This is a genomic window from Paraburkholderia lebeckiae (assembly GCF_050436225.1).
Classification (GTDB): domain Bacteria; phylum Pseudomonadota; class Gammaproteobacteria; order Burkholderiales; family Burkholderiaceae; genus Paraburkholderia; species Paraburkholderia tuberum.
In genome coordinates, this window is record NZ_JBNDLU010000001.1 from 450,434 (window position 1) to 469,192 (window position 18,759).

The 18,759-nt window shown below is 59.6% G+C and carries 14 protein-coding genes and 4 pseudogenes; 10 read left to right on the plus strand and 8 right to left on the minus strand.

From position 1 onward, the window contains the following. The first annotated feature begins 9 nt into the window (after positions 1-9). Both OKW45_RS02105 and OKW45_RS02110 read left to right on the plus strand, forming a co-directional pair. Positions 10-1,326 (plus strand): lipopolysaccharide biosynthesis protein, encoded by a 1,317-nt coding sequence (locus OKW45_RS02105; RefSeq protein ID WP_026226565.1) that lies wholly within the window; start codon positions 10-12, stop codon positions 1,324-1,326. Positions 1,327-1,377: 51 nt separating this feature from the next. Continuing rightward, on the plus strand, positions 1,378-2,568 hold the full coding sequence (locus OKW45_RS02110; RefSeq protein ID WP_429465614.1) for a glycosyltransferase family 4 protein: 1,191 nt from the start codon (positions 1,378-1,380) through the stop codon (positions 2,566-2,568). On the opposite strand, the gene OKW45_RS02115 is transcribed toward OKW45_RS02110, so the two are convergent. Further along, positions 2,544-3,851 (minus strand): O-antigen ligase family protein, encoded by a 1,308-nt coding sequence (locus OKW45_RS02115; protein ID WP_018424665.1) that lies wholly within the window; start codon positions 3,849-3,851, stop codon positions 2,544-2,546. The two genes, OKW45_RS02110 and OKW45_RS02115, sit on opposite strands and share 25 nt — an antisense overlap. A gap of 640 nt (positions 3,852-4,491) precedes the next feature. On the opposite strand from OKW45_RS02115, the gene OKW45_RS02120 reads away from it, so the two are divergent. From OKW45_RS02120 to OKW45_RS02135, 4 genes are all read left to right on the plus strand, one after another. Beyond that, complete coding sequence (locus tag OKW45_RS02120) at positions 4,492-6,012, plus strand: mannose-1-phosphate guanylyltransferase/mannose-6-phosphate isomerase (RefSeq protein WP_429465616.1); 1,521 nt, start codon at positions 4,492-4,494, stop codon at positions 6,010-6,012. Between the two features lie 41 nt (positions 6,013-6,053). Continuing rightward, on the plus strand, positions 6,054-7,436 hold the full coding sequence (locus OKW45_RS02125; RefSeq protein WP_429465618.1) for an undecaprenyl-phosphate glucose phosphotransferase: 1,383 nt from the start codon (positions 6,054-6,056) through the stop codon (positions 7,434-7,436). A gap of 101 nt (positions 7,437-7,537) precedes the next feature. Continuing rightward, positions 7,538-8,524 carry a sugar-transfer associated ATP-grasp domain-containing protein gene (locus OKW45_RS02130; protein ID WP_018424669.1) on the plus strand — a complete coding sequence of 329 codons (987 nt, stop codon included), beginning with the start codon at positions 7,538-7,540 and terminating at the stop codon, positions 8,522-8,524. A 36-nt stretch (positions 8,525-8,560) separates the two neighbouring features. Then, entirely contained in the window at positions 8,561-8,896 is a 336-nt protein-coding gene (locus tag OKW45_RS02135) for a hypothetical protein (protein WP_429465620.1), read from the plus strand. A gap of 161 nt (positions 8,897-9,057) precedes the next feature. On the opposite strand, the pseudogene OKW45_RS02140 reads toward OKW45_RS02135, so the two are convergent. Both OKW45_RS02140 and OKW45_RS02145 read right to left on the minus strand, forming a co-directional pair. Next, positions 9,058-9,511: pseudogene (locus tag OKW45_RS02140) on the minus strand (hypothetical protein); the annotation flags it as partial. A gap of 118 nt (positions 9,512-9,629) precedes the next feature. Further along, positions 9,630-9,890, minus strand: a pseudogene (locus tag OKW45_RS02145) (trehalase family glycosidase); the annotation flags it as partial. Positions 9,891-10,117: 227 nt separating this feature from the next. Between OKW45_RS02145 and OKW45_RS02150 the strand changes: the two are divergent. The 4 genes and pseudogenes from OKW45_RS02150 to OKW45_RS02165 all read left to right on the plus strand — a co-directional run. Further along, on the plus strand, positions 10,118-11,911 hold the full coding sequence (locus tag OKW45_RS02150; protein WP_429465622.1) for an outer membrane protein assembly factor BamB family protein: 1,794 nt from the start codon (positions 10,118-10,120) through the stop codon (positions 11,909-11,911). Positions 11,912-12,228: 317 nt separating this feature from the next. Next, positions 12,229-12,570: pseudogene (locus OKW45_RS02155) on the plus strand (alpha/beta fold hydrolase); the annotation flags it as partial. Positions 12,571-13,010: 440 nt separating this feature from the next. After that, positions 13,011-14,177 (plus strand): hypothetical protein, encoded by a 1,167-nt coding sequence (locus tag OKW45_RS02160; protein ID WP_429465624.1) that lies wholly within the window; start codon positions 13,011-13,013, stop codon positions 14,175-14,177. 151 nt (positions 14,178-14,328) lie between these two features. Further along, a pseudogene (locus tag OKW45_RS02165) lies at positions 14,329-14,469 on the plus strand (UDP-galactopyranose mutase); the annotation flags it as partial. Here the strand turns inward: OKW45_RS02165 and OKW45_RS02170 are convergent. The 5 genes from OKW45_RS02170 to OKW45_RS02190 all read right to left on the minus strand — a co-directional run bounded on the left by OKW45_RS02170 (position 14,457) and on the right by OKW45_RS02190 (position 18,621). Beyond that, positions 14,457-14,792 (minus strand): recombinase family protein, encoded by a 336-nt coding sequence (locus OKW45_RS02170; RefSeq protein WP_429469200.1) that lies wholly within the window; start codon positions 14,790-14,792, stop codon positions 14,457-14,459. The pseudogene OKW45_RS02165 and the gene OKW45_RS02170 overlap by 13 nt on opposite strands. Positions 14,793-14,822: 30 nt before the next feature. Continuing rightward, on the minus strand, positions 14,823-14,960 hold the full coding sequence (locus tag OKW45_RS02175; RefSeq protein ID WP_429465626.1) for a hypothetical protein: 138 nt from the start codon (positions 14,958-14,960) through the stop codon (positions 14,823-14,825). A 351-nt stretch (positions 14,961-15,311) separates the two neighbouring features. Continuing rightward, positions 15,312-16,145, minus strand: a complete 834-nt coding sequence (locus OKW45_RS02180) for a DUF707 domain-containing protein (RefSeq protein ID WP_429465629.1) — start codon at positions 16,143-16,145, stop codon at positions 15,312-15,314. Positions 16,146-16,253: 108 nt separating this feature from the next. Next, the gene (gene glf, locus OKW45_RS02185; RefSeq protein ID WP_429465631.1) at positions 16,254-17,366 is read right to left on the minus strand and encodes a UDP-galactopyranose mutase; all 1,113 of its coding nucleotides are present in this window, start codon (positions 17,364-17,366) and stop codon (positions 16,254-16,256) included. Further along, positions 17,356-18,621 carry a flippase gene (locus tag OKW45_RS02190; RefSeq protein ID WP_018424679.1) on the minus strand — a complete coding sequence of 422 codons (1,266 nt, stop codon included), beginning with the start codon at positions 18,619-18,621 and terminating at the stop codon, positions 17,356-17,358. The genes glf and OKW45_RS02190 overlap by 11 nt, the downstream gene beginning before the upstream one ends. Positions 18,622-18,759 lie beyond the last annotated feature (138 nt).

An 18,759-nucleotide genomic window follows, 5' to 3' on the forward strand; every position in this document is an offset into this window, starting at 1 on the left:
GAGGACGGCATGGATAGACGAACGAGCGCCAACCTGATCGTATTTGTTTACGCCGGCTATTTCATGAGGTACATCTACCTCATGATCGTCGTGCCGTTCTATGGCCGGGTGCTCGGCGTGGCCGAATACGGCCGGGTACTCGCGTCGATGTCGCTGATGAACGTGATATGGATGCTCGTCGGCTTCGGCTTTACCTTCGTCGGCATGCGCGAGGTGGCGAAAGCGCAGTCGACCCAGGAATGCAATGCGATCTATTCGCTGCAGGTCAGCGCGCGGCTGACACTCGCCGTGATCGGCGCGGGCATCGGCATCATCGCGACGTTCTGTTCACCGTTATTGTCGGAGCGGCCGCTGATCGGCCTGCTCGCGACCTTGCTAGGTATCGTGTCGGCATGCAATCTCGGCTGGCTGTTTCAGGGGCGGCAACAGATTCGCACGCCGATCATGATCGAGGTGTTCGGCTTCGCGCTGAGTCTCGTGCTGGTGCTGACTCTCGTCAAAGGACCGAACGATGCCGTATGGGTGGTGGCGAGTCTGCTGATTGCGGGTATCGCGTCCTTGATCATTGCCTACGGTTTGACGACGTGGCAACTCGGCTGGCCGCGACTGGCGTTTGCCGGCGTCCTGCCGCTCGTGCGCAGGTCGACGATGCTGTTCTGCTATTCGTCCGGCTCCGTCGTGCTGACGGCATCGTCGACGTATTTGCTGACCTTGTTTTCGACGCCCGCGGAGGTTGGCTATTTCGGCGCGGCCGAGCGTTTCGCGGCGATCGGACTCGGCCTGATGGCCCCCGCGGCGCAAGTCTTTATTCCGACGATATCCCGGCAACTCGCGCAGGGCGACAAGGCGGGCGCGCATGTCACGACGCGGCGCGGCGCCATCTTGCTGCTCGGCTATGGCGTGCTCGTGCTGTGCGGCGCGTTGACGCTGTCGCCTTTCGTGTTGCCGCTGATTCTCGGCGCCGCGTTCGAGCCGAGTGTGCACGTATTGCAGGTATTTGCATGGATGTTCCCGTTCGCGGCTTTCAATGATTTCGTCGCGCTCTATGTATTCGTGCCGCGCAGGAAAGACCGGGTGCTCGCGATTGCCGGCGTCGCCTCGGCGCTGGTCAATCTCGCAGCGGCGCTCGTTCTCGCGCCGCGTTTTGGCGCGATTGGCATGGCCTCTGCTCGGGTGATCGGCGAAGCGGCGCTGTCGGTGACGCTGCTCAGCGTGTTGATTCGCCTCGAGCTGGTCGGGCTGTTGCCCGGCGCCGAGCGGGCGCTCGAGCGGGTGCGGGTGGCGTGCGGGCTTCGTACGCAGGCGGGCGGCGCAAAGGACGATTGAAGTGGCGCGTGGGTGCGTGGGAGTTTGGGTGGATTGTCACAGGAGGTCGAAGTGAAAGTCGCTATTGTTCACGATTGGCTGGTAGTGTCCGGCGGCGCCGAGAAAGTATTGAAGAACATCATCGAGTGCTTCCCGGATGCGGACGTCTTTTCGATTGTCGATTTTCTCGAAGACCGCGATTGCGTGAAGGGGAAGTCCGTCAACACGTCATTCATCCAGAAGATGCCGTTTGCGCGAAGACGATACCGCGCCTATCTACCATTGATGCCGATTGCGATCGAGCAGGTGGATCTGTCAGGCTACGATCTCGTCATTTCGAGCTCGCACGCGGTCGCGAAAGGCGTGTTGACCGGGCCGAACCAGGTGCATATCAGCTACATTCATTCGCCGATCCGCTATGCGTGGGATCTGCAACATCAGTACCTGCGTGAATCCCATCTCGACACAGGGCTGCGCTCCGCGTTGGCGCGCGTGCTGCTTCATTACATTCGAGGCTGGGATTCGCGCTCCGCGAACGGCGTCGATCATCTCGTCGCGAATTCTCAGTTCATTGCGCGGCGTATCAGAAAGGCCTATCAGCGCGAAGCGACCGTGATCTATCCGCCGGTCGATCTGGTGAACATGCCTATTGGTACGGAGAAAGAGGATTTCTACGTGACGGCGTCGCGGATGGTGCCTTATAAGCGTATCGATCTGATCGTTCAGGCCTTTTCGCAATCGCCTGAACGCAAGCTGGTCGTGATCGGCGACGGTCCCGAGATGAAGAGGATCAAATCGGTGGCGGGCGACAACGTCCAGATTCTCGGGCATCAGCCGTCCGATGTGCTGGTCGATCATTTGCGGCGCGCGCGCGCGTTCGTGTTCGCGGCGGAAGAAGACTTCGGCATTTCGGTGGTCGAAGCGCAGGCATGCGGCACGCCGGTGATCGCCTTCGGCCGCGGCGGCGTGCTTGAATCGGTGGTGGGATTGCCGCTCGAGCGACCCACCGGGGTCTTCTTCGGTGAGCAAAGCACCGCGTCGTTGCTCGAAGCCGTTACCCGGTTCGAGAGCAATGCAACCCTATTCGACGCACGCGTGTGCCGCAAGAATGCCGAGCGGTTTTCGTCGGAGAACTTCAAGAAGGCCCTGATGGGCTTCGTCGACGCGCGGCTCCCGTATGCCTGCGTCGAACAGTTTCTTCCCTATGCGCCGAGTCAGTCGCTGCCGGCCGAAGAACGTCATCTTGCCGACGTTACGCCCTGAGTCGGGCGCTGGGGCACGGGCGGTGCAGCTCGCGTGCCCACGATGCCCGCCTTGCGCGCTCCGCGCGGGCCGGGCCTGAATGCGGTGGCCGCCAGCGGACGCGCGGCTAGCAGCAGCGAGATCACCAGAGAAAGAATCAATACATTCGACGGCGAGACCAGCCGATGCTCGGTTGCCGACATCACCAGCAGGCAAACCGACGAAATCTCGACGAAGCGGAACGCCGCGAACTGGCGGCCGCCCTCGACCAACGCGGCATACGCCGCCCCCTGCTTGCTCCACTCGACCAGTCTCCAGAAGAACGCGAGGATCAGCGTCAAGCCCACTACGCCGAGCTCGGCGAGGATATTCAGATACGAGTTGTGAGCGTGTGAGTCGCTGTGCTCGATCACCACGTCGGACGGCACCGCGAACAGATGGAAGTACGAGGTGAGGCTACCGATGTGGTCGTCGAAGGAGCCGAAGCCGAGACCGACGAGCGGGCTTTGCACGAAATACGCGAGCGCTCGCGGCCACAACCACTCGTAGCGAATGTTGAGGTTGTTGACCTTGGCGTCATTGGCGTGAATCGCGAACGTATAGCCCATGTAGTCGACGTTCGGCTGGGTATGGTAGATCGCGATGGCGACCGACGCGAGCAGCAGCACCGCTATCAGCGTGCCGAGAATCCAGCGCTTGCGGCCAAAGTACAGATAGGGCAGAACGGCCGCCGCGCCAAGCAGCGAGCCGCGGCTGTAGGTCGAAAACAGCATCAGCACATTGCAGGCGAGCAGCGCGATCAGCAGCTTGCTGCGTTTTTGCAGGTAGCACGCTATGCCGAGACAGAACAGCATCGCCAGGAAGCCGCCGGCTGCGTTGCGCGCAATGAAGTAGCTGCCGAAACTGTCGGCCGGATTAACGAACATGCTGAGCAGCCCGTTCGTGGCGATGTAGTAGGCGTACATCGGCAGATTGACGATGACGGCGAAAATGAACAACGCACGCAGTACCTTATTCAGATCCCAGCGGTGTGCATACACGAAACCGGCAAAAATGGGCGTATAGGAAATGAAAAAATTGCCGTCGCGCCTATAAAAGTCGAAGTCGAGGAACGACTGCGAATCATAGAGCAGCGTCGAGACCGTCGCGAGCACCGTGAAAGCGGTAAGCGGCGCGACGAACGCGGGATAACTCCGGCCGTAAAAGCGCCATGCCAGCAATAGCAACGGGACAAAGCCGATCGCACTGATGGGCACGAAATTCGTGACTGTCAGGAAAAGTGCGAGTAGCGAAATATAGGCCATTGCAACTCCAGAAAAACGAATGGCGCGCCGGTTGGGGTTGTGCCCATGCGCTGGATGATGGCGAGATTGGGAACAGCGGAAAACTCACAGTGCGGCCCGCGCGGGGGTCACACCGCCGTTTATCTTTGACATGAATGCCACGGGACGTTCATTAAACGGTAGCACGTGTCGCTGTTTATTTCCAATCGTGCGCCCTGCAATAGAAGTGCAAGCTCGTTAGCGAGCTTGTTAAATCCAGTCCGCGAGCACCGCCAAAACTTCCGCGCTTCGCGCCAGATGGGCTGCGTCGCAATGCGGTCTCACTATGATGAATTCATCGGGGCACGATGTCGACCAGATCCGATGCACGTCGTTTGCCGCATTCGATCTTTCGTTTCGTTTCAATCGTTTCCCGGTCGTCGTTGTCGAGCAGACCACTGCGATTCGGCCAGTCCGTTTCCGTACTTCCCGATCGAGCCGGATTCGCCGTAGGCGCATGCACTTTCACTGCGAACTGAACTACTGGTCTGGTCCGTTTGACACGCACGCCCTGTCATAAATCACATCAGACGGTATTTGCGTGGATCGCGGCACACCGCGTTATGCGGTGTCCTCGAGGGAGACGCGTTCCCGAGCCGGTTTCAATGCGAAGGAGTTAGCGATGGTCAAGGTTACCGCGGCAGCAGCCGCAGCGGATGTCGAAACGATACGACAGGATTCTGCCGAGGCGGAGTTTCCGACGCTCGTGCAGGTGATTCTCGCCGGTGGTTCCGGCACCCGGCTGTGGCCGGTGTCGCGCGAACAGTTTCCAAAGCAACTGATCGACGTGATCGGCAATCAGACTTTGCTGCAAGCAACCATGGGGCGCATGGCGGGTTTTGATGGCGCATGGAACGTCGCGGCCGATCCCGTGATCGTCTGCGGAACCGAGCATTATTTCGCCACTTACGAGCAGGCGCGCGAGATCGGCGTGAACGCGCGGATCGTGGTCGAGCCCGCGCGTCGCGATACGGCGCCGGCATTGACGCTTGCCGCGCTGACGGCATGCCCGGAAGACGAAGACGCGATTCTGGTCGCAATGCCCGCCGACCATGCGATCGCGAATCTCGAAGCGCTTCATCACGCGCTGGACATCGCCGCGAGGCATGCGCGCGACGGCGCGATCGTCACGCTAGGCGTACCGCCCGAACGGCCCGACACGGGCTTCGGTTATATCCGGCTCGGCGACGCATTGCCAGACGGCGCGCGCCGCATCGAGCGCTTCGTCGAGAAGCCCGCGACGGAGCTCGCGGCGCAGTACGTCGCGTCGGGCAATTACTGGTGGAATAGCGGCATCTTCGTGGTGCGAGCGTCGGTTTGGCTCTCCATCATCGAGCAGTTTCAGCCGGACATGCACGCGGCCTGCGTTCAGGCATACCGCGACGCGAAGAAGACTGAAGAATGCATCATGCCGGACGCCGAGGGGTTTCTGGATTCGCCGTCCGACTCGATCGACTATGCGGTGATGGAGCAGCTTGGCAAACCGGAGTCGGCGTTTTCCGGCGTGGTGGTGCCGCTCGAAGCAGGTTGGTCCGATCTCGGCTCGTGGGATGCCGTATGGCAAGCGATGGAGAAGGACGACTGCGGTAACGCGGCCAGCGGCCGCGTGCTGTTCGAAGGGGCCACCGCGACCTACGCACGCTCGCAAGGAGGCAGGCTTCTCGCCTGCGTCGGCACCAACAACATGATCGTGATCGAGACCGACGACGCGGTGCTCGTCGCGGATCGCTCGCATGTGCAGGACATCAAGGGACTCGTGTCGCGGATCAGGGCCGAGAAGTCGCCGGAGGCCGATGCGCACAGAAAAGTGCGTCGCCCGTGGGGCTTTTACGACTCGATCGATCATGGCGAGCGCTTTCAGGTGAAGCGCATCGTCGTGATGCCCGGCGGCCGTCTGTCGTTGCAGATGCATCATCATCGCGCCGAGCACTGGGTCGTGGTGTGTGGAACCGCACTCGTCACGCGCGGGGAAGAGCAGTTTCTTCTTGGCGAAAACGAATCGACCTATATCCCGTTGGGTGTTCGCCATCGGCTCGAGAATCCGGGCCGCGTGCCGCTGCAGATCATCGAGGTGCAGTCGGGTACTTATCTCGGCGAAGACGACATCGTTCGTTTCGACGACAAGTACGGGCGTTGTGGCTGAAGCGACGGAGTCGACCTGCTACGTCCTATGAGGGGGCTGTGATGCGATTGCTGACTGGTCTGCTGGCGAGAGCGTTCGACGTCGCGATGATCGTGGCTGGGGCATATGCGGCCTCCCAGATCCGCTTCGACGGCGGCTCGCAACGGAGCTTTTATTTCGCCTTCGTCGCTTTTGCCGCGGCGTTTGCTCTCGCGGTCTTTCCGGCGCTCGGCGTCTACCAATCGTGGCGTGGCCGCTCGAAAAGAGTGCTGGCGAGCCAGGTGGCGCTCGGCTGGCTCGTCGTGCAGGCCTGCGCGATGGTGCTGATGTTCTCGCTGCACCGGATCGATTTCGTGTCGCGACTCTGGTTCGTGTACTGGACGGGCATTTCGGGCGCAGCAATGATGACCGGCCGGCTGGTCACGCATGCGTTGCTTGGGCGCATGCGTCATGCGGGGATGAACTTGCAGCAGGTCGCGGTGGCGGCGTGCGGCGATCATTGCGACGAGATCATCCGTAAGATCGAGACGTCGCCCGCGGCCGGCTTTCGCGCGAATGCCCTGTATAACCTGCACCCCGGCTGCTGCATTCCGCCGCGCTCGTCGGTGCAGGTCTTCGAAGAACAGGGCGCGTTCGCTCGCTACGTGCGCGAACAGCAGATCGGCGAAGTGTGGCTGGCGCTGCCGCTCACCGAGGAGCGCGCGATTCTCAAGCTGGTGGCGGAGTTTCGCAACGACCTGATCAATGTGCGCTTCATGCCCGACGTGCGCTCGCTTGCGCTGTTCGAAGGCGGCATGACCGAGTTGCTCGGCTTGCCGACGATCAATCTTGCCGCTTCGCCGCTGCCGCCGAAAGCCTTGGTGCAGAAAGACCTGTTCGATCGTCTGTTCGCGCTCGCCGCGTTGATTGCGATCTCGCCGATACTACTGGGCTGCGCGATTGCCGTCAAACTGAGTTCGCGCGGGCCGGTGTTCTTCAAGCAGCGTCGCAAAGGCGCCGACGGCCGCGTATTTACGATCTACAAGTTCCGCACGATGCGCCTTCACGAGCAGAAGCCGGGCATTCTCGAACAGGCCACGCGCGACGATCCACGCATCACGACGATCGGCGCGTTCCTGCGCCGCACGAGTCTCGACGAACTACCGCAGTTCTTTAACGTGCTGCGCGGCGATATGTCGGTGGTGGGGCCGCGCCCGCATGCGCTCGAACACGACGATCTCTATCAGAACATCGTGTCGGGCTATATCCACCGTTATCGGATCAAACCCGGCATTACCGGCTGGGCGCAGATCAACGGCTATCGCGGCGAAACCGATCGCCTGGAAAAGATGGAGGGCCGCGTCGCACACGATCTGTACTACCTGCGCAACTGGTCGTTCTGGCTCGACATGAAGATCATTCTGGCCACGATTTTCAAGGGGCTTCATCATCCAAACGCGTATTGAGCATGATGCTATCCGGAGTTGAAAACGTAGTGAGACGAGCTGCGAAGCGGGTCTCGCTTTACCGCTTTCACCACGGTCACGAATTGCAGGCGAGAAAAATATTGGAGCGACTCGAAAGCAGGTATGGCAAGACCGATCCGAACAAACTGCGGCTCGCGGACACCTATGCGCGAGACGTGTTCGGCGACCCGGTCTACGCACCCTGGCTGCGCGTTTATACCGCGTTTTGCGGCACTTTCAAGGAAGGCTGGATTCCGGACAACTACTACGGCATCGTCGTCGTGCCGCATATGCAAGGCTGGTACGGCAAGATTTCGAGCCTCAAGCCGATTTCACGGCTGATCTTCGACGGCGACGAATTGCCGGACGTCGCGTACTTTGCCAATGGGCTGTTCTTTACCGACAAAGGCGTCGTGGTGCCCGAGCGCGATCTGACAGACGTCGTGTTCGAGCATACCGAACGCGTCGTATTCAAGCTCGACGGTTCCGGACAGGGCAACGGTGTCTACTTCTTCGACCGTCCCAACTTCGACCCCGCGGTCATCAGATCGCTCGGCAATGGCGTGATTCAGACGTTCATCAAGCAGCACAGTCTGTTCGCTACGTTTGCTGCGAAGCCGGTGGCGACATTGCGCTTCACGACCGTGGTGGACGAGACCGGTCGCATTTCCATTCGGGCCTGCTACTTGCGACTCGGCAGAGCGGACGATACGCATGTGCTGAGCGATCGCGAGGTATGCGTGCCGGTCGAACTCGAAACGGGCGCACTGTGCGACGAGGGGTATATGAGCGACTGGGCCGCGGTGGACGCGCATCCTGACTCGGGCGCGCGCTTCGCGGGCGTGAAGATTCCATGTTTCGAGAAATGCATGGCCACCGTGCTACGCCTGCACAGGAAGATTCCGTTTGCGCGCTGCATCGGCTGGGATCTCACGGTCGACGCGAACGGCCAGGTCAAGGTGATGGAGTGGAACGGCAAGCACAACGACGTCAAATTCAGCGAGGCGACGCAAGGCCCGTGCTTCGCGGATCTGCATTGGGAACGGCTGAGGGCTGAACCTGAGTTTGCACGGCTGCCACTGGGCTGATCGGGCAGGCCAGGAAAACGTAGTAGGAGACGCGACGTGAGCGAACAGTTATGGTGCGTCCATATCGAAGGACTGAACGACTTCATTGCCGTCGATTCGGAGGAATCGGCGCGGTACGAGGCGTCAGAGATCAATGCGTATATCGATCGCGCCGACAGAAGCTCGCGCGCCGCCCGCTTGCGCGCGGTGGTGGTCGAATGGCCGTATGGCGCCGACGCTCACGCAAGAGCGCTCGATGACGACTGGCACGATCTGCAACATATGCCACACAGACAGCAGGCCGTCGCGCGGTCCGGCGGCGCGTTGTCGAATCTCGCGCGACGCGTTAGAGAACTGCTGAGCGTCGCGCGCACGGGGAAGGACGACGCATGAAGCGCAGCTATGGGCACGCCGCGCTCTGTGGACCGGCAGAGGCACGTCTTCTATCCGGGGCCACCAAGCAACACCTGACAGTCAACGCCCGGCTATGGGCGAAGGATGAAAGCGATAACCCCGGTGATCGCTGTATCCACACAATTCATTAGTCAACTATCACCCGGCTTCTGATAGCCCGCGACCATCGTCACGCTTTGCGGCTTCGCGAGCTGGGCGACGTAGACGGTGATGATCGGCTCGATCGACATGTTCGCGACCATCAGAAGCAGACCCGTGGCAAGCATCGCGATGGCTGGCCGCTTGTCGTCGACCGATGCCCACGCGCCCTGCTTCGACGCGCTGTCCGTGCGCTTGCGCACCGGCTTTTCGCGGATCAGGAACGCCGTCGCGAGAAAGGCCACGAAGATCGCCGCGTGATCCTTGACGCCGAGTTGCTCGACGTAGAGCGGCAGGAACGGCAGCAGCAGCGTCATCGCGACGATGGTCGTGAACGAGCCGAACACGCATACGCCAAGATTTGCGCTGCCAGTGCGCGGTGGCTTCGTCGGCCGTCGTGGCCTGCGCTTGCGGCGGCAGCGGTTCCGCCGATGGGACGTCGAGCTTGCGATTCATCTTTGGGAGTTTCCAGGTTGACTAGAAGCCGGTCGAGCTATCGAAAGCATCGTAACGGCGTGCGGTGCCATCAGGCAGTCAACCCGTCATCCTGGTATCGCTAATACCTCCTCCATAACTAATGGCCCGCGCGCGACGTACTGTGCGACGTCTGCGGCGCGGCCGCCGTCGATGCCGCCGCATCCGATACCCCGACCGCACCGCCCGGCAGATCGGCCCGCTTCGTCGAACTCACCGCATCCGGATAGAGCTGCATCAGCACGCGCAGCACGCCATTGGTCCAGCCGAAACCGTCCTGTAACGGATACTCGCCGCCGCCCGCGGACTTGTCGCTCGCGTCGCCGCCGAAGCGGGTGTTTATTCCCCATTTCTTTAAAAGCGCTAGCGACTAGCGCTCTGGACGGGGTCGCCGGGTGTGCCGATCTGCTTCCAGCGAAATCGCGCATTCGGATGAAGCAGCCGAACGGTGTGTGAGCCTTGCATTACTCAATAGGGACAGTTCTTTGTCCGCCAGATCGTAGTCCCTAGCGGACATTTCTTGCGCTTGATTTTTGATGGCCTAGGATTAACCTCACGTTTTGCTAATAGTTTCCAAGAGGTGGCTAAATGAATAACGCACGCAACGTTATCGACGCTTCTCGGCTCGTTGCAGCTTTGATCCTCGCCGGCATGGCGGCCTCGGGCGCACAAGCGCAAAGTTCGAACGCGGCACCGGCCGCGGCATCTGCGCCGGGTCTTGCAATAGCCGCTCAGGCGTCGTCAAACGCACTGAACCCATTCCCTCATGGCACGCACCCGTCTGGCGTCGGACCGAAAGTGCCGCCAGCCTTCGCCCTCGATGGATCGGACGTAGACAAGCAGAACGGCGGAGACAAGATCAATCCGAATAAATTCCGCGACGATACCGGGCCGGCGGTGGATACGCCGTACCAAGCTCCCGAAGCAGCGACTAAAGCTACATTGAGCCGGACACCAGGGGCCGTCGCCGCGCCAACCTTTACGACGACCGACTGGCCGACGTTTGGCATGAACAGGCAGCGGACTGGGTATAACTCAGTCGAGACGGTGCTCACCCAGACCAACGTGACGACGTTGAAAGAGCACTGGAAGTCACCTGTCCTGGACGGTGCCATCCTGACTCAGCCGGTACTGGCTACCGGGGTGACAATCAACGGGGTGCCAACCGATATCGTCTATGTTGCGACAGAGGGGAACACTACATGGGCACTGAATGCCGCGACAGGGGCGGTCATTTGGCAAAGCGCCCCTATCCCTCAAGCTATCTTGACGTCGAACTGCACCGGGCTGTTCCAAGGCAAGATCGGGGTGCAGGGCACGCCCGTCATCGACCATGCCAACAACCGGATTTTCGTTGTGAGCGGGCGAGGCTACCTGCATGCGTACAACCTCCAGACCGGCGTGGATCTCCCGGGCTTCAACCTGCCACTTCTAGACGCAGCCAACGCTTCTCCAAGAACGATGGTCTATGGCGGCTTGACGCTCAGTCCCGATAGTTCGTCGATATACGTGGCGACAGCCGGCGACCCCTGCGATACGGTGCCGTACCATGGACAGGTCGTCCGCGCGTCCACCACCAACCCAGCTGCGATTCTGCAACGCTGGTACCCAGACGGCGCAAGCGGGCCAGACGGGGGCGGTATATGGGGTGCGGGAGGCGTATCGATTCCGCCTGATGGGACGGTCGTCTATGCACTCACGGGCAACGCATTCGCCAATCCGGAAAATGCCGCGTTCGCGGAGCACGTCGTGAAGCTCACGCCGACCCTGGCGGTAGCCGCGTCGAACTCGCCGCTTTCTCCGCCCAGCACGGACTCCGACTTCGGCGCTACAGCATTGCTCTTCCAGCGTCCCACCTGCCCGACGATGCTCGCGGCCTACAACAAGTCCGGCAGCCTCTTCATTTATAACCGAGCCACTATTCAGCAGCAGGGCCCCATTGAAAAGTTGACGATTTCCCTCAGTTCAGTCGAGGGCAGCAACATAGGCCTTCCTGCATTCGACCCGGTGCTAAATCGGCTTTACGTCGTGTCCCCTGGCGGTTCGGGGAGCAACAACTTATACAAACACGGGGTCATTGCACTGTCGATCGACAGCAACTGTACTGTGAACCCCAAACCCGTGTGGCAGGCGCAAGTCGGCTTGAACAGATCCTCGTTCAACCCGGCTATCCCGCCCGTCGCCGCAAATGGTGTGGTGTATTACGCAGACGGTTTGGGCAACGACTTTTACGCATTGGATGCAGCGGACGGGACCATACTCTTCCACCGCCAATACACGCCAGTTCAAACCAGCGAGGGTAACTTCGCGTCGCCGATGGTTGTGAACGGGCAAGTCTTCGTCGCTGGTAGCGACCACGTGGTTCATGCCTATGGCCTCTGACTGCTTAATTCGTTAGGAATACGGTACCTTTTTCGCAAGAGTAACCACTCTGCCCTTATTGCGCGCAGTGATTCGCAGTATCGCGCCGCTGCGCGCGTCCTGCGGACACATCGCAATTCGATGTCGTCGACGCAGGCATTGCCGCGAGCGCTTCACGACATCGCGAATCTTTTTTAATAGTTGATAGCAGCGCGTTCCTTCGCGCTCGGGTCCTTTATTCACAGTGCCCTGACATCGAGTTCGACGAGCCTATCGTCTTAGCTCACTTTGTGGCTGTCCTTAAAAATCAGATTGAAAAGATAATTTCTCCAACCGATACCGGTGGGACCAGCACGTTCGTTCCCCAGCCGACAGAAGGGATCAAGCTACTGAATTTCGTTTATCGAGAGCCCACGCTGGAAAACGTCAAACGCATGATGAATGTGTTTGTTTATGATCCTTCGGCACTGACCGATGACCTGCTGCAACAGCGTGTCAATAACTTGCAAGCCAACAAGCACCACGTCGAAAACTGGCTGGCGAGTATGGCAGCAAACCCCAGGCAGTTCACAGGCTACCAACTGCGATTGTCGGAGATCAAGGCGCCGACACTGATCGTCTGGGGTAGAGAAGATCGATTTTTGCCCTTTGACATCGGGTTGCGTCTGCTATCCGGATTGCAGGAGGGGTCGCCGGCCCGAAGCGTGGGTAGCATCACGGGTAGGAGGCTGTCGGGAACGGTTGAGGTGGCACATGGCGACGCTTTCCGGGCGGCAGTCGGCATTTGCTGCCACCCGCCATGATGGTTTGGCGGATTTTAGCGCACTGAAATGTCCGATAATTCATAAAACGTCCTCCCCGCAGTTGATTGGCTTAGAACAGCGACGCGCTATGGAATACGGCTTCACTTCATCTTCGCTTGTACTATGATGAACCGGTGTGTTCCGTCCTGTCTCTTGAGTAGTCGCGATCGGTGCTGCGACCGGAGGCGCGGTTATTAGCATCGGCACCGTTGGTGCTGGCATATTCGTGATGCACGTGATGCCAGGTTCGGTGCCTTCCGATATTCGCATGTATGTTCCCTGGGCAATGTGCTCGTCGCTACCTACGAAGGAGTAGCATGACTGCATCCGGTTCTAACGTGGCATCGAGGCGAGTCGCCATTCTGGTCCTGCTCTGTCGCGACTATGCAGCGCTCGAACTCACCCTCGCCAGTCACATGGCGTACCGGCCAACAGGCGTCGAGTTCATCCTGCTTCAGAACTGCCGGGGCGGCTATGACGCGGAACGCACGCTTGCCGTCGCGCGGCGCTACGCAAGACTTTTTCCGGGCATCGTTCGGGTCGTCGACGACATTCCGCCTGGCCCACCCTATCGCACGATCAAAAAACTACTCTCGCAACCGGCGCTCGCCGAAATCGACTTGATCTGCAAGGTGGACGACGACGCGTTCCCGATCGCCGGCGAGTGGCTCGACAAGATGCTCGCCACGTACGACGCGGCGGAAAATGAAAGCGCGAACGAGCTTGCCTACGTCACCCCGCTGATCAACAACAACAACTGGGGCTTCCCTGAGGTGATGCGTGTGATGAACCTGGAGCGCGAGTACTTCACGAACCAGGCGCATCCGCATTTCGTCGGTGCCGCCGGGGACAAGCGCTTTCCGATGCGAATCATCCCTGCGGAGCAGATCGAGATCGGCACCAATGGCACGATATGGGGCTATCCGCACATCGCGCGCTGGCTGCATGAACGGACCACGCTTCAGCCTGATGCTTTCATCGCTGCCACGCGGGACCTCGAACCTTGCGAAGTGCCGTCAGAATCGCGCTATTCGATCGGCTGCATTCTTTTTCGCAAGCAGTTATGGGACATGATCGACGACGGTGGGCAAGACGACGAGCACATGATGCATATGTACTGCGCGCGACACCAGCTGCGAATCGTTTGTACGCGCAGCGTGCCGTTCGTTCACATCGCGTACTTTACCCAGCGTGAGGAGAACCGCGACATCGTCGATGCCGCTCGCGCGCTTTACGACGCGAGGCTTGGCCATCCCTTCCCGATTGCACTCTACGCGGACCGTGAACGCGATATCGAAGCACGGCTGCGCTGGCTCGAAGATCACCCGCCGCAGGCCACCAAGGGGACGCTTGAAGCGTCGAAGCGTGTGAGCCGCGCGATCTATCGGCGAGTGCGCGCGCTGTGGAAAAACGGTCGCCGAGCGTGGTATGTCGTGACTGGCAAGCGCGATGCGACGAGCGGCCGACGCTCTCCGTCGCCATGACGATGCGCAAGATCCATCCCCGGATCTTCTATTGCTTCGTGAGAAGCCTCAATAGCCGCTGACCCTGCGAAATGCGCCATCTGGCACATAACGCAGAGCGCGCTGCTATCTATCGAATCGAGTGCGCACTGCGCTTGTTCATGGCGGTGACTCTGGTGCCGTCAACTATCCGAACGATCACGAATACACGAGGATTACGGAGTTCAAGTACCTCACCGGGCACCAGCATCAGGGAACCTCGATCGTCAGGGAGTATCCGCGAGCCGAAGGCGAGTCGTACTATCCGATTCCACTCTGGCGGCTCAGGCGGTCAAGGTTTTCGACGATCAGCGTATCGCCGGGTACGACGTCACCGGCCTTGATACGCTCGATGAACGCGCCGAGCGCGCCGCCTTTCTTTACGTGCTCGCCCTTGTGAGCGGACTTGCCGCGGTCCTCCATGCGTAAAGAGCGATCGAGTATCAAGCCGTGCTGCTCGGCCCACGCTTCCGCGTAGGCATCCTGCCGCGCGATCGAGCTACCGTCTGCCTGCTGTGAACTCGAAAAACGGGCGCATGTATAGATTCGTGGCGTGTTGCTTATCGCTTTGCGCTTTCGTTGACATGGTTCATCTATCCTGTGGCGTACTAGCTATATTCGGCAAATCTATTCGCGGCAATCGAGCTTCGTCGAACTCATCGCGTCCGGATAGAGCTGCATCAGCACGCGTAGCACACCAGCGGTCGAGCCTTCGCTTCCATTCGGCTGAAGCCCTTGCTGGACCGGAGCCCTGCGGGCATTCATCTATTGTGCTTTGAGGTCCAACGAGCTTGCCGGTGCGCTGGTAGTACGCGACGTCGGTGCGGATCCAGCGCGTCGCGATATGAAGCGTTGCGATGCGATCAACCCTTGCACATTGCGTACCAGTTCGTGAGGCTAGTGCCGGTCGCGGGTAGTCGACGCTGTTCAGCTTGCGAAGTGCTGGTCAGTCAGCAAAGTGCTGGACGAAAGCTGCTGGAGCCGCAACCCGGTTGGCTAGCTTTGGCCGTGTTCGGATCGCAGAGCCGTTTCAGGCGTTCACAAGATTGGTGATGCCGGTGCCTTTATCACTACGACGCAGCAGCGATACGGCATTCAAATCAATTATCCATGTTGTTACCCTAAGGGACTCGAACGTCCATTCGGAGCCCAATATGGCTGCGTTTTGCGCTTGGTATAGTGAAGCCACGGAAGATACTCTTTCAGCAGCCCCAGATAGGCGATGAGATTTTTCCGTCGCGCAGGATGGCTGCCTTTTACTGCATGGATGAACAACATTGGGTTGCCCAGCCGACCGCTCGCATAGGTTTTGCCTATGTAGCGTGTTCTGCCCCGCAGAACCTTGATCGACGCGCGCATTCCGTGTTGCGCGAGCGTCTGATGCAATTCCGACCACGCCATGCTGTGGTCCGCTGAGGCGACCGGCCGTGTATGCAACACGGCAAAACGGTCGACAATGCCAACCTTCCCTAGCGGGGCGACCTGTTTGGGCCACAGGTAATCCAGACCCCAGCCTGTGCTGGTCCATCCAAAGCTGTCCTTTATCGCATGCAAGGCATTCGACGAGAAACATGGCACCATCACTTCCACGAAATTGGTTTCACGAAACTCGAACGCCCTGTTCTGCAACGTCGTTGCGTGACTGAAGTAGCTTCTCTGGTCGAGAGACGGTTGCGCGAGTGCGAAATTCTCCCGTTCTACATAGTCGAAGAACTCGTTGAGCGTTTGAACATCGGTCAGGATATCGTCGTCCGGGAGCCAGATGTAGCGGTATTGCAAAACCAATTCGGCGTTTCGCAACATGAAGTCGTGAAGACCTTCCCACTTTGATCCCTTGAATCGATGTATGGTTTTAGCAAAGTCGTCCGCAAATTTTTTGTCTTTCCCGTAGTAACTCAGTATCAGGTCAAAGTGCGGGGTCTTTCCGCCGCTGAACCATTGCGGATGCAAGGAGCGGTCTCAACACCTCAGAACGACCAGGTACTTTTCCATCTTCCGAACTCCCTATGCGATGCTCCGAATCTTCCAGTCAGTCCCAGGAAAGCTCTCAGGTGCCCGCTAGCACTCGCTGATTGCAGCGCCCTGGATGAGCCCTTCCGCAGCTTTAAGCGCCGCACCAACGACCTGGTCCATGTTGTAGTAGCGATACTGCGCGAGCCTGCCCACAAAAGTAATATCGGCAACTGTCTCCGCAAGCGCGTTGTAGCGCAGGAACAATGCCTCGTTTTCCTTGCGTGGAATCGGGTAGTACGGCTCACCTTCGGCTCGCGGATACTCCCTGACGATCGAGGTGCCCGGATGCTGCTGCCCGGTGAGGTGCTTGAACTCCGTAATCCTCGTGTATTCGTGATCGTTCGGATAGTTGACGGTACCTGTCGTCTGAAAGCGCTCCACGTCGCTCAGATGCTGGTGCTGAAAATCCAGGCTGCGGTACGGCAGCTTGCCGAAGCGATAGCCGAAATACGCGTCAATCCGTCCTGTGTACACAAGGTGTCCGCATTCGATACTCGCTTTCACCTCGTTATAGTCGGTCGACAGACGTACCTCGATGTCCGGACTGCCAAGCATCCTTTCGAACATCGCGGTGTAGCCTTGCGCCGGCATGAATTGATACGTATCGGTGAAGTACCGGTCGTCGTCGTTCGAACGTGTCGGGATTCGCGCAGCGACACCCGCGGACAGTTCAGAAAGATCGAGTCCCCATTGCTTGCGCGTATAGCCACGGAAAAACTTCTCGCACAGATCGCGGCCAACGCTGCTGAGCACCGCGTCTTCGCTGGTGGAGACGGTTCCTCGCGCTTCACGTACCGACTCTAGAAACGCCACGGTGGCCTGCTCGTTCAGGTCGAGGCCATATAACCTGTTGATCGTCGTGCGATTAATCGGTATTGGATAGAGGCCCCCGTCTACATAGGCCTTCACGCGATGCTCGTAGAAGCGCCAATCGGTAAAAGCCGACAGGTATTCGAATATCCGCTTGCTGTTGGTATGAAAGATATGCGGACCGTACGGATGGATCAGCACGCCGTTCTCATCGTGCCGGTCGTAGGCGTTGCCGCCTATATGATTCCGTTTGTCGACGACGAGCACGCGTTTTCCGCTTGCCGCGAGGCGTTCGGCACAGACCGCGCCCGCAAAGCCGGCGCCTACGATAAGGAAGTCATATTTCATCTGTGCGCACCCTCGTTTGGAAAGCCGGAACCTTGCATTTGATCAGGTAAAGCGCCATCGAGGCCGTGACGAGAAACTCGGTGGCCAGCGCTGACATTGCCGCGCCCTGAGCGCCGTAAAACCATACAAGCGGCACGAGGATGGCAAGATTGAACAGGCCGGCGACGATCAGGATCTCGCTGACCTTCTTCTTCATGCCGAGCGGCAGCATCAGCTGAACGCCGAATACACCGCTCAGCCCGATGAGCAGTGGCATCGGCGCCATCCACTTCAGGACGATCACGGCCGGCTCGTATCCGGAGCCCATCGCGATACGAACGATCAACTCGGCGCCGCCCCACAGCGCGACCGAAGCCAGCAACATGGACGAGCCCGCCAGGTAAAACATCTTGCGCACCAGCGCAAACGCCTTGGCGGAGTCTTCGGAAAAGAGCGCCGTCATGCGCGGGTACACCGCGTTGGCGACCGGTCCGAGCGGCGCCTGGGCGAGGTTGCGGATCTTGTCGGCGACGCCAAAGAAGCCAACAGCGGCATCCCCCGCAATAAATCCGAGCACCACGCTATTGGTGGTGGTGTACAAACTGATCGCTGCGGTGGAAATGAACGTGTGCCAGCCGTCACGAAGCGTCTCCAGGATCTCCTCCTTGCCCGGCACCATCGCGACAATCATCCGGTCTTTTACGATCAGGAACGAGGCGACGAGTCCGGCAGCAACCACGCTCATCGAGCTGATCAGCGAGGCGATCCACGTGTCGGCCGGCGAGTGCACCAGGATGAACGTGAGCGGAAGCAGCAGCAGCCGCGCGCTCAGCATCGAAACGGTAGTCAGCGTCATCTGCTCCAGACCCTGGAACAGCCACTGCGGAAACAGCACCGTTCCGATCACGACCGGATAGGTCGCCAGCAGAACCGGCAGCAATTCGCGCAGTCTTGCCACGAACAACGCCGCTAACAGCAGCATCGCGAGGCAGACCACCGCGATCAGCGCCTTGGCGCCTTGCGTCGCCCAGAAGATCTTCGACACCGCGTACCGGTCATTCTGGACCCGTGCGACGTGGGCAGTCGATGACCAGTTGAAACCGTAGTCGGTCAGCAGTACGAGGTAGCCAATGATGGCTTGTGCGAAGATGTATGCGCCAAAGTGTTCCGGGCGCAGCACGCGCAACAGGTAGGGAACGGTTGCAAGCGGCAGCAGCATGTTAGCCGCCTGCAGGATGGTCAGCGCGACGATGTTCTGTCGGAGTGAATTCGCCATGGTTAGACCGTTTTCAATACTTCGATGAAAGTTCAGGACAAGCGCGGCATAAGCATAAGTCCATCATATATGTCATACGCAGGGTCACCAGATTTCGTCGTCAGTAGGCGCGGCCCGTTGGGGTACGCAAACGCCGTG